18 protein-coding genes are annotated in these 13,786 nt (G+C 37.6%); all 18 read right to left on the bottom strand.

Going from position 1 to position 13,786, the window contains the following annotated elements:
- Positions 1-23 precede the first annotated feature (23 nt).
- Complete coding sequence (locus PHO70_06475; protein ID MDD5432610.1) at positions 24-641, bottom strand: PhoU domain-containing protein; 618 nt, start codon at positions 639-641, stop codon at positions 24-26.
- Complete coding sequence (locus tag PHO70_06470) at positions 625-1,833, bottom strand: nickel-dependent hydrogenase large subunit (GenBank protein ID MDD5432609.1); 1,209 nt, start codon at positions 1,831-1,833, stop codon at positions 625-627. Before PHO70_06470 ends, PHO70_06475 begins: the two co-directional genes overlap by 17 nt.
- Before the next feature lie 2 nt (positions 1,834-1,835).
- Positions 1,836-2,273, bottom strand: coding sequence for an NADH-quinone oxidoreductase subunit C (locus tag PHO70_06465; GenBank protein ID MDD5432608.1), 438 nt, complete (start codon positions 2,271-2,273; stop codon positions 1,836-1,838).
- Positions 2,274-2,275: 2 nt separating this feature from the next.
- The gene (gene nuoB / locus PHO70_06460; protein ID MDD5432607.1) at positions 2,276-2,701 is read right to left on the bottom strand and encodes an NADH-quinone oxidoreductase subunit NuoB; all 426 of its coding nucleotides are present in this window, start codon (positions 2,699-2,701) and stop codon (positions 2,276-2,278) included.
- Positions 2,702-2,705: 4 nt separating this feature from the next.
- Positions 2,706-3,617, bottom strand: a complete 912-nt coding sequence (locus PHO70_06455) for an NADH-quinone oxidoreductase subunit H (GenBank protein MDD5432606.1) — start codon at positions 3,615-3,617, stop codon at positions 2,706-2,708.
- 8 nt (positions 3,618-3,625) lie between these two features.
- Positions 3,626-4,123: a 4Fe-4S binding protein gene (locus tag PHO70_06450; GenBank protein ID MDD5432605.1), complete on the bottom strand. Its 498-nt coding sequence runs from the start codon at positions 4,121-4,123 to the stop codon at positions 3,626-3,628.
- Positions 4,124-4,129: 6 nt separating this feature from the next.
- A complete protein-coding gene (locus PHO70_06445) occupies positions 4,130-4,948 on the bottom strand; it encodes an FAD/NAD(P)-binding protein (GenBank protein ID MDD5432604.1) in 819 nt (272 codons plus the stop codon).
- Entirely contained in the window at positions 4,920-6,032 is a 1,113-nt protein-coding gene (locus PHO70_06440; GenBank protein ID MDD5432603.1) for a 4Fe-4S dicluster domain-containing protein, read from the bottom strand. The genes PHO70_06445 and PHO70_06440 overlap by 29 nt, the downstream gene beginning before the upstream one ends.
- Positions 6,033-6,479, bottom strand: a complete 447-nt coding sequence (locus tag PHO70_06435) for a GatB/YqeY domain-containing protein (GenBank protein MDD5432602.1) — start codon at positions 6,477-6,479, stop codon at positions 6,033-6,035.
- A 13-nt stretch (positions 6,480-6,492) separates the two neighbouring features.
- Positions 6,493-6,834 (bottom strand): MscL family protein, encoded by a 342-nt coding sequence (locus PHO70_06430; protein MDD5432601.1) that lies wholly within the window; start codon positions 6,832-6,834, stop codon positions 6,493-6,495.
- 13 nt (positions 6,835-6,847) lie between these two features.
- Positions 6,848-7,747, bottom strand: coding sequence for a PfkB family carbohydrate kinase (locus PHO70_06425; protein ID MDD5432600.1), 900 nt, complete (start codon positions 7,745-7,747; stop codon positions 6,848-6,850).
- Entirely contained in the window at positions 7,744-8,487 is a 744-nt protein-coding gene (locus tag PHO70_06420) for an undecaprenyl-diphosphate phosphatase (GenBank protein ID MDD5432599.1), read from the bottom strand. The genes PHO70_06425 and PHO70_06420 overlap by 4 nt, the downstream gene beginning before the upstream one ends.
- An 8-nt stretch (positions 8,488-8,495) precedes the next feature.
- The gene (locus tag PHO70_06415; GenBank protein MDD5432598.1) at positions 8,496-9,122 is read right to left on the bottom strand and encodes an RluA family pseudouridine synthase; all 627 of its coding nucleotides are present in this window, start codon (positions 9,120-9,122) and stop codon (positions 8,496-8,498) included.
- 1 nt (position 9,123) lies between these two features.
- The gene (gene nadA, locus PHO70_06410; GenBank protein MDD5432597.1) at positions 9,124-10,041 is read right to left on the bottom strand and encodes a quinolinate synthase NadA; all 918 of its coding nucleotides are present in this window, start codon (positions 10,039-10,041) and stop codon (positions 9,124-9,126) included.
- A gap of 5 nt (positions 10,042-10,046) precedes the next feature.
- Positions 10,047-11,153 (bottom strand): tRNA 2-thiouridine(34) synthase MnmA, encoded by a 1,107-nt coding sequence (gene mnmA, locus PHO70_06405; GenBank protein MDD5432596.1) that lies wholly within the window; start codon positions 11,151-11,153, stop codon positions 10,047-10,049.
- Between the two features lie 77 nt (positions 11,154-11,230).
- Positions 11,231-11,416 carry a hypothetical protein gene (locus tag PHO70_06400; protein ID MDD5432595.1) on the bottom strand — a complete coding sequence of 62 codons (186 nt, stop codon included), beginning with the start codon at positions 11,414-11,416 and terminating at the stop codon, positions 11,231-11,233.
- A gap of 87 nt (positions 11,417-11,503) precedes the next feature.
- Positions 11,504-11,797, bottom strand: coding sequence for a hypothetical protein (locus tag PHO70_06395; protein ID MDD5432594.1), 294 nt, complete (start codon positions 11,795-11,797; stop codon positions 11,504-11,506).
- Positions 11,798-11,946: 149 nt separating this feature from the next.
- Positions 11,947-13,734, bottom strand: coding sequence for a TonB-dependent receptor (locus tag PHO70_06390; protein MDD5432593.1), 1,788 nt, complete (start codon positions 13,732-13,734; stop codon positions 11,947-11,949).
- Positions 13,735-13,786: the final 52 nt, after the last annotated feature.

Genomic DNA, 13,786 nt, shown 5'->3' with positions numbered 1-13,786 from the left:
TATGCAAATAATCAATGCGTTCATTATTTAATCTTTAATAAATTCTTGGCTATTTTCTTTGTGTGATAATAAACCGCCGCTGTAAAATCCAGCATATTTAAATACATATTGCAGGCCATCGGGCTGCAGGACCCTGTAATCATCCTTTCATTATGCTTTTTTCTATATTCATCAACGAGGCTGTCAATATGCTCCTGCTTCTTTAATACTTCTCCTACTGCCAAAAAAGAATCTTTAACCAGCGCGCGGTTAATTTCTTCAAGAGCATCTTCCGTCTTTTTATAAAGTTCCCCGTATTCTACCACTGCTTCCTCGCTAAAAAGCAACCTTTCTTCTATTTTTATCTGGACCCTTTCTAAGATATCTTTACAATAGTCTCCAATCATCTCCAAATCACCCACTATATCAGTAAACAACACTGCTTGATTCTTCTTTTCTAAATCCTGAGTTTCCCTGACAAAAGCCACTAACTCAGAAACAATTTCCTTCTCAGAATTATTCAGCCTATTTTCATCTTCCAAGACTTTTTCCAATAAATCCATATCATGTTCCATAAAAGCCTGATGAGTAGTTCTCCACATCCCAAGGGCGACTTCCGACATTTTTGCGATCTTTTCTTTAATCTTATTTAAGTCTGCCATTTGAAATATCCTCTTTTATCTTGTTGGTTTTCTCCTGCGAAAGCTTAATTAGATCCCAACCATTCATCAACTTTTTATTATCTATCTTATTAATAACCGCGGTGCGCTCCGTACAGCAATAACAAGGGTCAACTGCAGCAAGAGTAAGTGCTGCGTCTGAGATTGTCCCTCCTACGCAACCAACTTTATTGGATGCCACATTCATAAAACTTGGAGCGCGTATCTTAAGCCGCACCGGGCGGTTTGTCCCATCTGTCTTTATATAATGGAAACACTCTCCTCTTGGAGCTTCAACTCTTCCTATACCTTCTCCGGCAGGAATATCTTTAATATCAGCGTCAATTGGCCCCTTGGGCATTTTATCAAGGCATTGCCTGATAATGCTGACACACTCATACAATTCCAGCACCCTTACAAGAGTTTTAGCAAATACATCACCGTCTTTTTCAACAATCAAATTCCAGTCAACCCTATCAATGACCCCATAAGGTTCATCTCTTCTTACATCAATACTTACACCAGAGGCGCGAGCCGTAGGCCCGACTACACACCAATCAATAATCTGCTGTTTAGTTAAAATTCCGGCGCCCTTTAATCTTGCCTTTATTACAGGATCATCGGAAACCGCGCCTTTAAACATATCTATCGCAGGAAGCAAGTCATCCAAAGTCTTTTTTATGATAGGAATATCCTCATCTAAAATATCCCTGCGCACACCTCCTACCTTAAACATTGCGTAATTTTGACGGTTACCAGTGACCATCTCAAACATATCCAGAACCGGCTCTCTGTATTTCCAAGCCCACATCCAGACTGTATTATAACCAATGAAGTGCCCTGCTAAACCTAACCATAACAAATGGCTATGGATCCTCTGGAGCTCATCAATTATCGTGCGGATATAAAGAGCTCTTTCCGGAACAATACTCTGCTCACCGCCTAAGATATCCTCAACAGCCAAAACATATGCATAGGGATGGCTTGAAGAACATATCCCGCAGATACGCTCTACAAGAAAAGGAACTTGGTCAAGATGCTTTGACTCCGCAAGTTTCTCAATTCCTCTATGGTTATATCCGATGACAATTTCAATATCTACAACTTTTTCACCTTCAACAAAGAGTTGGAAAAATTCAGGTTCCTCTTGAAGAGGATGATATGGTCCGATAGGAACGATGATTTTATGCGACATATTTAACCTTTTTTATTATCTTTTCTTAACGGATAATCGCCTTGCGGCCAATCATCATCAAGAAGCAGTTTCTTTAAATTAGGGTGCCCTACAAAGTTTATTCCAAGCATCTCCCAGATTTCACGTTCAATCCATTCCGCTCCGATAAATATCGGAGTAATTGAATCAATTTGAGCCTTCTCTTTGTCATTGATAAAAACACGCACAGAATAGAATTCCCCGGTTTTATCAAAACTAAAATGATATAGCATCTCAAAATTATCAGGATTATCCATTCCGGTTGCGATGGAAAACCTTAACCCCAGATTTTTGAACAAAAATTTAACCGTCTCAAAAATATCCTCTTTTTTCACCTCAAAATAAATCCTATGAGGCCTCTTCTCTTCCCAATTGACGATTTTGCCGCCTAATCCTTCTTTAATCCTATCTTTCATTTCCATAGTTATTTTCTCTTTCTCATCTTATTGACCAGTTTTACTATACCGGAAATCATAGCCTCTGGCTTAGGAGGGCAACCCGGGATGTAAAGGTCAACCGGCAAGATTTTATCCAATGGTTCATCTACGTTATAGCTAAACCTGAACATATGCCTGCTTAATGCGCATTGGCCAACCGCAACGACAACACACGGTTTTGGCGCCTGTTCATAGATTTTCTTCATCCTTTTTACCGACTTTCTATTCATGGCTCCTGTAATCAAAATAGCATCCGCATGCCTTACTGAACCAATGAGCTGTATCCCAAAACGCTCAATATCAAAACGCGGTGTAAAACAATCCAATATTTCTATGTCGCAGTTATTACAAGAGCCTGCGCTCACATGAAACACCCAGATAGATTTTGTTAAAGCTTTTGTTCTTAAATCCATATAATTATAACCCCAATAATGCTAACACCACCGCCAAAATTGCCAAGGCCAATGGTATTCTCCAGAAGAATTTTAACGCCTGATCAATACGTAACCGCGGATTGGTATTCTTAACTAAAATAATAAATATTAATATGCCGATAAATTTAGGAATAATAAACAAAGGGCTTAAATCTTTTCCTAAAAACAAAACAATTAGCAAAAGCGGCAGAGTATAAAGCATCAGCGCTTTAGTCAATTTAAAGACCGCAAGAGGAAGCCCGGAATATTCAATTAAAACTCCTGCCATAATTTCTTGCTCAGCCTCAGATATTTCAAAAGGGGCTATGCCTAATTTAGCCTGCATGCAAAATAACGCATTAACAAAAGCGATTAAACCTGAAAAAGACATTATGTTTGAGCCAAAACTTAATTGCTCAGAGAGAATGCCTCCTATTTGTATTGAACCATGGCTTTTAATAATAATTGCGATAATTGACAGAATAAAAGGAAGTTCATACGCGATAAGAAGTTTCATTTCTCTTGAAGCCCCGACAGAAGCAAGCGGATTCCTTGAAGCTGAAGCCCCTAAGATCAGGGCAATTGCCGGCATAAAAAGAAGATATAAAATAACAATAAGGTCTCCGGAAAAACTTGTAGACGGGAATAAAATATTAGTTCCCAACATACCTGCTACCAAAACAACGCTCAATAAACCAAGATAGGGAGACAAAAGAAATGTAAATTTTGCACCGACAGGGACAATGGTTTCTTTGCCTAATAATTTTATTAAATCGGTAAAATTCTGGTGCCATGGAGGGCCAACACGCCATTGCAACCGGGCAGACAATTTTCTATCAAACCAACCTGACATTAAACCAACGATGGCGCTAAACAGAAAACCCGGAAAGATTAAGTAACTAAATAATAATTTCATATCAATTTCTATTTCTTCTTAGGAGGCTGAACATCCTCTCTGGACCATTTCAAGGTATGCACAGCCAAATGTTCACCAACCAAATATATATTTTTTTCTAAATCTTCCTCTGCTATTTCTTTTATTTCTATAGCGTGTTGAGGGCAACTCTTGACGCAAACTGGCAGTTCTTTTGAGGTGCCAATACAATAATCGCATTTAGAATCAAGATAAGGAATAAAATCCTGAAATATTATCCCAAAAGGGCATGCCACAGAACAAGACTTGCAACTCGTGCAACGCATCTTGTAACGCTTAATGTGTCCGTCACTGGCTCTTTCCAGCGCATTATGATAGCATGAATTTACACAAGGAGCCTGTTCGCAATGCCGGCAGATAGTAGCAAAGGTAGCGTACTCTCTTAACGAAGTAACCCCGTTATTTTGCGAATGATAAAAATATTCGCAAACAATCTTGCATTCCTCGCATTTATTGCAAATATCCAGATCAATGAATAACCGTTTCATCTTTTTTTAATCCCAAATATCGTGTATATCTTTTAATTCCTCGTATGTAAATACCGGGCCGTCTTTACAAATATAAAACTTTCCCAAACGGCAGTGGCCGCATTTACCAAGGCCGCAAGACATGCTTTTTTCCATTGATAAATAGATATCTTTTGGTTTAAAGCCTAAATCCAATAATTTTAAAGTTACGAATTTCATCATAATCGGCGGGCCGCAGACAATCGCCGAAGCATTATTTAAATCTATAGGCATATCTTTTAATATAGTGGTAACCAAACCCACATTCCCCTGCCAGCTGGGGTCACCTATATCAACACTAGTAACAATATCAAACTTATCCCTTTTTGCCCACTCCCCAATTGAGCCTTTGTAAACAATATCATTGGCGGTCCGAGATCCATAACGCAGCAATACTTTATTATAATTATCAATAGTTGAAAATAAACTAAATAACAATGAACGCAAAGGGGCAAGGCCTACGCCACCTCCGACAATTAAAAGATCCTTACCTTTAAATTTATGCAAAGGATACCCTTTTCCGAATGGCCCGCGAATGCCAACCACCTGCCCTTTTTGCATCTCGTGTAGTTTTGAAGTAACTGCCCCAGTCTTCATTATGGTAACATCCATTCTTTCTTTAATTCCGGGGTCAGACGACGGAGTAAAGGGCGCTTCTCCTAAGCCGGGAACGGTTAATTCAATAAATTGCCCCGTCACAAATGAAAAATCTGTTTTCGGCTTTAAAGTAAAAGTCTTTATAGCAGAGGTTTCCTGAATTATATTTTCAATTACAGCCTCAACTGGCTGGTAGATATTTTTCATCATATAGCCTTCTTAAGATATTCCTAATATCAATGCGCCCCGGGCAGACATCAATGCACCTGCCACAGCCACAACAAGCCTGAAAACCAATGTTATCAATAAAAAAATCAAATTTCTTAATATACCGGTTGCGCAACCTCATATAGCGCATCTTTAAAGCGTTCCCCCCTCCCGCAACACGGGTAAAATTCTTAAGTAAACATCCATCCCAAACACGCAGCCTTTTTGAGTTATTCCCGGATATTTCATCAGAAAGCAAGAAACAATGGCAGGTGTCGCACATAAAAATACATCCTCCGCACTCAACACAAGTCCGCATCTGTTCATGCCAAATTTGCGAATTATGCCCTGCCTTTACTATTTCCTGCAAAACTTCCTTCTTGGGTATCTTGTGATGGCTTAAATGCTCATCTAGTTTTCGTATTACAGCATCTCTTTTAGCGGACCTGCCGGATAATTGCCCCAAAGTAGCCGGAGTAAGCAAATCTCTGATTGAACCGGCTATCAAATTTGCTTTTTTAGAATTCACATCAACCAGATACCCATTGTTAAGTACTGATAGATTAAAATCAAAACCTTGTTCACAATAAGGATTTATATCAAATGCCCGGCAGAAACAAGCTTCTTTAAAACCCGGGCAATCCCCGGAAATTATCAAAGCGTCTTGCCTTCTTTTTTTATAAAATGGGTCAACGATGTCATCATCTTTTCCTAAAAACACGAAATCCTGTATTTTTAAAGAAAAAATATCGCAATTTTTTATACCGGAAATAGCAACCGGCTTTTCTTTCTTATCTTTTTCAATAGTTTCCTGTGCAAAGTATTCACCGACTTCTTCTTTATATTGATTGAAGAAAGTACGAACCGGCTCAATCGGACGATATTCGTTAAATACAATCTCTTCTTTATTTACGGCAGAATATTCTTTTAAGATATAATCGTCTGTTGGCAGGCTAAACCCATAATCGCAGGCTATCTTAATAGGAGTTTTTGTTTTGACAGGAACATAAAGCTGGTAATCCTTGACAATCCTATCGTAGAATTTTAAAATATCCTCATTGCTTAAAAAATATGTTTCCATTTTCATTTATTTTGATAATCTTTCCCTTACCAAATCACTGACTAATTTTCCATCGGCTTTACCCGCAACCTTAGCGTTTACTTCTTTCATCACCTTACCCATATCCTTCATGCCAGAGGGAGCAACAGCAGCTACTACTTCCTCAATAACCTTTTTAATCTCATCAGCTGATAATTCAGGAGGAAGATATGTTTTTAAAACCTCCAACTCCTTTGCTTCCTTATCCGCCAAATCAAGACGATTCCCATTCTTAAACTGTTCAATAGAATCCTGGTGCTGTTTAATGTGTTTTTTTAATACCGTGACCACATCCGCATCTTCCAGAGTATCTTTCTTTTTATTAAGAGCTGCGTATTTTAAGTCTGCGCGTAAGAAATTTAAGACTGAGCTTTTAATAGTATCCCTGCTCTTCATTGCTTCCTTGTAATCATTCAGGATTTTTTCTTCTAACATTTAAGCCTCTCTTTTATTCCTTATGATGCTCAACTTTTAAAATATACCTAACCACAAAAAACATAACCAAAGATATCGCCAAGAAATCAATAAAAGCAGCAATTACTAAACCAATCTTAATATTTACTCTTCCCAAATGAAAAACAGCCTCTTGCCATTTAGACCCGGGTAGGATAACTTCTAATATTGGCATAACCAAAGCTTCAACGATAACATTAATAACCTTTGCCACTGCCTGGCCCATTACAATACCAACGGCTACGCCAATAACTCCGTAACTTTTGATGAAGCTAAAGAATTCTTCATTAAGGTTTTTAATTTTCTTTAATTCTTTAAAGTCTGTTAGCTCTTTCATAGCTTTAAATTCCTTAAAATATAACGTGGTTCCTAAGCTGCTTTAACCTCTTGTTTAAATCAGTTACTTTAAGTTTGCTGGTTTTTTCAACGCCAAAGCCTTCCACATTAAAAGACGCGGCAACTGTCCCATAGGCAAGAGCATTTTTAATATTAAGGTGATTTATCTTTCTCGCCTTTGCCAGATACCCCATAAATCCTCCGGCAAAAGTATCCCCTGCCCCGGTAGGATCAATCACTTTGTCCGTAGGGAACGCGGGAAGCAAAAAAAGGAATTCTTTACTATAAAAAAGAAGCCCGTGTTCGCCCTTTTTTATCAAAACCATCTTTGGGCCATATGAAACTAATGTTTTTGCTGCGCGGATTAAATTACTTTCCCCGGAAAGCGCCCTTGCTTCCTGGTCATTGGCAACATAGATATCCACTTCTTTAAGCAATTTTAAAAGAGAGGCGCGTTTATTGTTAATCCAGAAATTCATACTATCAAGGCCGACAAATTCAGGGCAATGCATACTCTTTAACAAATGCCTTTGTATATCTGGATCGACATTTGCAAGAAATATATTCTTAATCCTTTTTTGTTCATTAGAAACACTCGGCCTAAATACAGAAAGAACGCCTAATTGAGTATCCAAAGTAAGCGCTGTATTTAAATCTCCTTTATATTCCCCTTCCCAACGGAAAGTTTTCCCTGAATCTTTAATTAAAGAAGAAAGGATAATGCCTTTATTGCGCAGAAAATCAATGTGCTTCTTAGGAAAATCTTTCCCAATAATCGCAACTAAATTTACATCCGTAAAAAGCCTTGCAGACATTGAAAAATGCACAGCAGAACCTCCCAGCATATGTTCTCTTATGCCAAAAGGCGTTTTAACAGTATCTAAAGCTACAGTTCCTAAGACAATTATACTCATTTTATAAATATTAGTGTAATGATAGCAACAATTATACAATAATAACCAAAATAATACAATTTCGCCTTGGCAATCAATAATCTTAACAGCCAAAGAGAAAGTAAGCCCGCGATAAAGCTAGAAATAAAGCCAACGGATAGATTAAAAAAATCTGCCTTAAGCTCCAAACCTATTTTCTTAAATTCCAAAAGTGCAGCACCCAAAATTACCGGGATAGAAACAATAAAAGATAATTTAAAAGCCTCTTCTCTTTTTATACCTCGGAATAAAAGTGTTGAAACAGTAATGCCTGAGCGGGAAATCCCGGGCACAATTGCTATCGCCTGGGTAAAACCTAGAATCAAAGCATCTTTTAGATTAGCGCTTTGCCTTTTACCATCCATAAACTTCTTAGTTAAGAATAATACTACTGAGGTTATTACCAGTGCAACTGCAACAAACTTTACCGAGCTAAAAAGGCTTTCAAAAAAATCTTTTCCCAAGAAACCAATGACACCGGTAATTAAACTTACGATAAGAATAAAATAAAGAAGTTTTAGATTCTTAAATAAACCGACTAAATCTTTAAAAAAGAAAATAATTAAAGATAAAGCCGTCCCCAGATGCAGGACAACCGGTAAAACCACGTCTTTCCCATTTATGCAGAATATCTTTTGCAGGATCACAAGATGGGCTGAACTACTGACAGGGAAAAACTCGGTTAAACCCTGGACAATCCCTAGAATAATATATTTTTCCATATCCTTAATTAAGAATTCTTAATTAAAAAATCTTTTAATTCTTTGGGTAAAGCAGACTTTAGGATTACCGGCCTATTAGTTTCCGGATGAACAAACTCTAACCTCTCTGCGTGTAAACACAATCTTTTTGACTTTAATAAAAAGTCCCTGCGGAAGGCAAATTTTGTATCCCCTAAAATAGGATGCCCCAAATTCTTAAAATGGATCCTGATCTGGTTAGTCCTTCCTGTCAAAGGGTGAACTTCTACAATATCAAAAATTTTTCTTTTTTCAATAACTTTATACTTGGTCTCGGAAGTTAATCCTTCTATCGGGCTATTTATCCGGCCAACGGGCTGTTTAAGATTCCCCTGCACAAAAGCGATATAAGTCTTTTTTATCTTCCTAAGGCGGAACAATTCCGCCATTTTCTTCTCAAAAGATTTACCTTTAGCATAAATAATTAATCCAGAAGTATCCCTGTCAAGGCGATGGCAGGGATGAAGGCGATAAGTTAAATGCCGCGCCTCCAAATCATCATTTAAAATACTTGTCAATGTACGGGATTCATTTTTAGGCGTAGGTATTGTAAGTAAGCCCGCCGGCTTATCTACAACCAAAAGCCAGTCGTCTTCATACACAACCGGGATATTCATGTTAAATAATGCTTAGCATCGCATCAATTGCTTTCTTTGCACGCTTACGGACGTCATTCGTTACTCTGACTTCTTCTTTTAACTCCTCTAACGCCCAAAGCACTTTTTCCTGAGTCGTGCGTTTCATATTCGGGCAAACTGCCGCTTCGGAAGCTGGGTAAAATTCTTTATCCGGATTATCTTTCTTTAACCGGTAAATAAGCCCTACCTCTGTTGCAACAATAATTTCTTTGGCTGTGGTTTCTTTGGCAAATTTACACATTGCACTCGTAGAAATCACTTCGTCAGCTAATGCTAAGACAGAAGGCAAACATTCCGGATGCGCAACGACTTTGGCTTTGGGATGAAACTTCTTCTCCCGCTTAATATCTTCCGGCAATATCTTTACATGAGTCGGACAAAATCCATTCCAAGAAATCAGCTTTCTTCCGGTTTTCTTTGAAACGTAGTCCGCTAAATATTTATCTGGGACGAAAATGATTTCTTTTCTGTCTTTAAGCGCGTTAACGACTGCTACGGCATTTGTTGAAGTACAGCAATAATCTAATTCCGCTTTCACTTCTGCCGGAGTGTTTACATACCCGACGACAGCGGCATCGGGATGTTTTAAACGCAATTCCACGACGTCTTTTGCTTTAATCATATTTGCCATCGGGCAACCTGCGAGATGATCCGGAACAATTATTTTCTTTTCAGGGCAAATAATTGAGGCTGTTTCAGCCATAAAATACACCCCGCAGAAAACAATAACCTTAGCATCGGTTTTTGCAGCCAAACGGGAAAGCTCAAGCGAGTCCCCGTGATAATCAGCAATATCCTGGACTTCCGGGAGTTGATAATTATGCGCTAGGATTACCGCATCCCGTTTCTTTTTAAGTTCTTTAATTTTATTCTCTACATCTTTTAATGGTTTTATCATGATTTTTATAATACCTCATCAATTATCCCGCCGCCGATAACTTTATCCCGATTATAAAACACAGCAGATTGACCCGGGGTGATAGCGAATTGAGCTTTCTTAAAACAAACCTTGAGTTTGCCAGAATAGGGCTTGATTAAAGCAGCAGCTTCTTTATGATTATATCGTATCTTTACCTTTAACACAATTTCATTTTTTATGGGCTTAAAAGCAAAATGAAGATCATTAACTAAAAACTCTTTTCTTAAACAATCCTCTTTAGGCCCTAAAGTAATGCGATTGCTAAATTTATTGATTTCTGTAACATAAGCAGGATAGCCCAACGCAACTCCTATCCCCTCTCTTTGCCCGATTGTATAAAATGCTATGCCCTTATGTTCTCCTACAACCTTGTTATTCTTATCTACAATCTCTGCGCATTTGAACTCGTTACTTTTTGATGAAAAGTTTTTCTTCAAAAATGCCCTGTAATCCATCCCGGGGACAAAACATATCTCCTGGCTTTCTTTCTTATCTGCAACAGGCAAGTTAAAATCCCGGGCGATATTTCGCACTTCTTGTTTAGTAAATTTCTCCAAAGGAAAGATAATATGTTTAAGCTGTCTTTGATTAAGGCGGTATAAAAAATAAGACTGATCCTTCTTCTTATCCTTTGCTTTCTTAAGAACGAACGCGGCTGGATTTTTCTTACCTGGATAAAGCTTTCCTATGGACGCGAAATGCCCGGTTGCAAGATACTTAGCATCAAGAGAAAGTGCTTTATCCAACAATGCACCAAATTTTACATACTGATTACACCTTACGCAAGGATTCGGAGTCCTTGCGCTTGCATATTCCGTACAGAAATCTTTAATAACTTTATCCTGTAAAGTTTTTTGCATATTAACTACATAATGTTTAATACCTAATTTGTGAGCAACTCTTCTTGCATCTTCTATTCCCTGCAGGCCACAACAATTTGGCTTCTTCCCAAGAGAATCAATAAGGTTAAAGCACATAGTAATCCCAATGACTTCATAGCCTTTTTGTTTTAAGAGGGCTGCGGCTACCGAAGAATCCACTCCTCCGCTCATTGCCACTACTACTCTTACCAGTTTTTTTCTTGTAAACATATATTCTATAATAGAAAAGGGGACAGCTAATTAAGAGTTGTCCCCTCTGTTCTTTTTTAAAAAACTATATTTTTAGCTTATTTTTTACAGGAACTAAATACTTTAGAAACCAATGCGATTAAAAAACAGGTATTAGCTACCAATAGTATACTCATCACCTTATAGCCTTTAATTATCCCCGGTTGCCCGCTGATCCTTCCAGCTATAGCAATAATCGTAAGAACCAAACCAATTGCCACAAAGATATTTGCCAATGCTTTCATTTTAGCCTCCTCGCTTAATTAAAGGTATTATATTATAAAATCCTGTGAATTTCAACAAAAAAAGCTGATTCTTTGGAGAATGAAAAGCTACTTTCTATCCTTGTCAATTGCCTTAAGGTTATAGTAGCCTAAGACTTTAACCTTTGCTTTAGACTTAGATACCAGATAATCATGGAATTTCTTCATAAAGCTGTCATGATTTTGTTTTTTCTCCCACTCATAAACAGAAGCGTATTGATTTAAGTAACCATAACGCTTCATTGTATAGTAAGCAATGAAACCTTTTGCTTTTTTAGTGTAACTTGCCCACATTAAGCTATCTTTACGGTATTTTTTGACCTCTTTAGGCTGAATCTCAAATAAAACTGAATGAATAAACATTTCTCTCCCTTCTGTAAAGATTAACTATGTTGTTTTTAATTATTATAGTAGAAGAAAGAGTAAATAGGAAATGGTTTTATTTCTAGAATATAACGAAAATTACTTGAATTCTAATTGAGCGGGTGACTCGGCGGCAGGAAGCGCCACTATTACCACTCAAATTTTAAACCAGATTTAATCCACCTACCCGGCATAAGCACATCTTGAACTTCGCAATATTTAACATCAGTAAAGTTATCTATCTTTACAAAAGGCTCAATACTTAATGATTTATTGTAAAATTTCTTACTCATATAAAAATTACCCAGAAAATAACTCGGCCCAAAATACCTTTGGTTATATGCAAGTTGCCAGTTAACAGTCAAACCAAGAACTTGCGTATCTATACCGCAAAGAAACTGGTGCTTTAAGATATCAAGCGCATATTTGGACAGCAGTCCTTCCTCTTTTTTATCAGCATAGTTATAATTATATGAAAATTTTAACTCTTTTATTTTAAAAGCCCTGTTATCCCAGTTAGCATATAATATTGAGTTAAATGTTAATCCTTTATAGTCTATTCTTCCCAGATTCTTCGCCTGCCAGGGGACTTGATTAGTCTTACGAGTCCAATCAATAAGATTAAAGCCACGCCTTAAGAAAGCTTCTATCCCTAAGCTTACCTGTTTGTAAGAAGAATCTACGCCTAGAGTAAAATTATCCGACCTTTCAATTTTTAAGTCAGAGTTTCCTTTATTTGCCGCATCTGAATAGTATAATTCCGTAAAGGTCGGGATGCGAAATGCCCGGGAGAAGGCCGCCTTTAATTTAAGGAAATTACCGATTAAATCATAACTGGAATTAAAGTTAAAGGATTCCTGCCAAGACCAATCTTGATAATAATCCATCCTTAGCCGGGCCTCGCCAGATAATCTACCTTTCGGGAAAACATTGGCTCCGATGTTAAAAGATTCATGCAACCTTGAATGTTTTCCTAAATTTGAAGAATTTATCTGGTCTTCTCCGAGGCCAGCTCCTACAGAAAACTCGCCGAATTTTATTGGCAGGGCGTAATCCGAATGCATGCCATAAACATAAGTCGTATGATAATTAACAGACTGCGGGTTATTTCTTTGCAGTATAAATTTATCGCGGTGCTTTTTTAAGAAAACATTGTTATTTAATTCTCCCAAACCAAAATCCTGATTATAACCGGTTTTTACAAATATTGTTTCGGTATGCTCTTCTTCTTCGGGGAAAAGATTAGAGTAGAAATTTGCAGCTCCATAATCTTTCTTTTGATAACCAAATAACGTATCCAGGCGCGCTGTTTTAAAATCTCTTTCTAAATAAAAAGAAGCTGTTTTGTATTCAAAATCGGTATTCGGCCGTGCAGCTTTGGATACAACATGGTCAAAAGAAACCCGGCTTGAGATAGTATCAGAAGGAAGGCTAAAAGAAAAGGTTTGCCCAAAAAGCGCGTTTTCTCCAAACTCGGTATTTAAGTTTAGTTCTTTCTTTACTACTTTTTTTGTAATAAAATTGGCACTCCCTGCAAGTGCTCCTGCGCCATAGAATGAAGAGTCCCCTGATTTTTTTATATCAATTTTTTCAAGATCAAAAATTGTAAGAGGCAAATCTAGATTGTAATGCCCTGTTTGAGGGTCCATTACATTTATTCCGTCAATTGCAACAGCTACCTGTTCGTAGGTAGAACCTCTCAGAGAAAGATCCCCCTGGATACCAAAACCTGCTCTGCTGCGCACATCAAGGCCAGTAACTAAATTTAATGGATTGGTTAAATAATCGGGCTGGAACTCTCTTATCTCTTGGGAACTTAAGTTATCACTATACCCTCTTTCCTGCCGGACAACAATTTTCTCAAGAGAACACTCCTCTTGTGCAAAACAGGAGGAGAAAGCAATAAAAACAATAAATAGATTCAGTATGATTGACATTTGGATTAAAAATAAAACCCCCGTATTATTATAATAATACGGGGGCAATTGT

The organism is Candidatus Omnitrophota bacterium, assembly GCA_028715415.1.
Taxonomy (GTDB): Bacteria; Omnitrophota; Gorgyraeia; order Gygaellales; family Profunditerraquicolaceae; genus JAQURX01.
The sequence above is the reverse complement of the archived record's forward strand: the minus strand, read 5'-3'. Positions and strand labels throughout refer to the sequence as shown.

Coding starts and splice junctions, on each gene's coding strand:
- PHO70_06475 (MDD5432610.1), bottom strand. CDS start 641: ATGGCAGACTTAAATAAGATTAAAGAAAAGATCGCAAAAATGTCGGAA.
- PHO70_06470 (MDD5432609.1), bottom strand. CDS start 1,833: ATGTCGCATAAAATCATCGTTCCTATCGGACCATATCATCCTCTTCAA.
- PHO70_06465 (MDD5432608.1), bottom strand. CDS start 2,273: ATGGAAATGAAAGATAGGATTAAAGAAGGATTAGGCGGCAAAATCGTC.
- nuoB (MDD5432607.1), bottom strand. CDS start 2,701: ATGGATTTAAGAACAAAAGCTTTAACAAAATCTATCTGGGTGTTTCAT.
- PHO70_06455 (MDD5432606.1), bottom strand. CDS start 3,617: ATGAAATTATTATTTAGTTACTTAATCTTTCCGGGTTTTCTGTTTAGC.
- PHO70_06450 (MDD5432605.1), bottom strand. CDS start 4,123: ATGAAACGGTTATTCATTGATCTGGATATTTGCAATAAATGCGAGGAA.
- PHO70_06445 (MDD5432604.1), bottom strand. CDS start 4,948: ATGATGAAAAATATCTACCAGCCAGTTGAGGCTGTAATTGAAAATATA.
- PHO70_06440 (MDD5432603.1), bottom strand. CDS start 6,032: ATGAAAATGGAAACATATTTTTTAAGCAATGAGGATATTTTAAAATTC.
- PHO70_06435 (MDD5432602.1), bottom strand. CDS start 6,479: ATGTTAGAAGAAAAAATCCTGAATGATTACAAGGAAGCAATGAAGAGC.
- PHO70_06430 (MDD5432601.1), bottom strand. CDS start 6,834: ATGAAAGAGCTAACAGACTTTAAAGAATTAAAGAAAATTAAAAACCTT.
- PHO70_06425 (MDD5432600.1), bottom strand. CDS start 7,747: ATGAGTATAATTGTCTTAGGAACTGTAGCTTTAGATACTGTTAAAACG.
- PHO70_06420 (MDD5432599.1), bottom strand. CDS start 8,487: ATGGAAAAATATATTATTCTAGGGATTGTCCAGGGTTTAACCGAGTTT.
- PHO70_06415 (MDD5432598.1), bottom strand. CDS start 9,122: ATGAATATCCCGGTTGTGTATGAAGACGACTGGCTTTTGGTTGTAGAT.
- nadA (MDD5432597.1), bottom strand. CDS start 10,041: ATGATAAAACCATTAAAAGATGTAGAGAATAAAATTAAAGAACTTAAA.
- mnmA (MDD5432596.1), bottom strand. CDS start 11,153: ATGTTTACAAGAAAAAAACTGGTAAGAGTAGTAGTGGCAATGAGCGGA.
- PHO70_06400 (MDD5432595.1), bottom strand. CDS start 11,416: ATGAAAGCATTGGCAAATATCTTTGTGGCAATTGGTTTGGTTCTTACG.
- PHO70_06395 (MDD5432594.1), bottom strand. CDS start 11,797: ATGTTTATTCATTCAGTTTTATTTGAGATTCAGCCTAAAGAGGTCAAA.
- PHO70_06390 (MDD5432593.1), bottom strand. CDS start 13,734: ATGTCAATCATACTGAATCTATTTATTGTTTTTATTGCTTTCTCCTCC.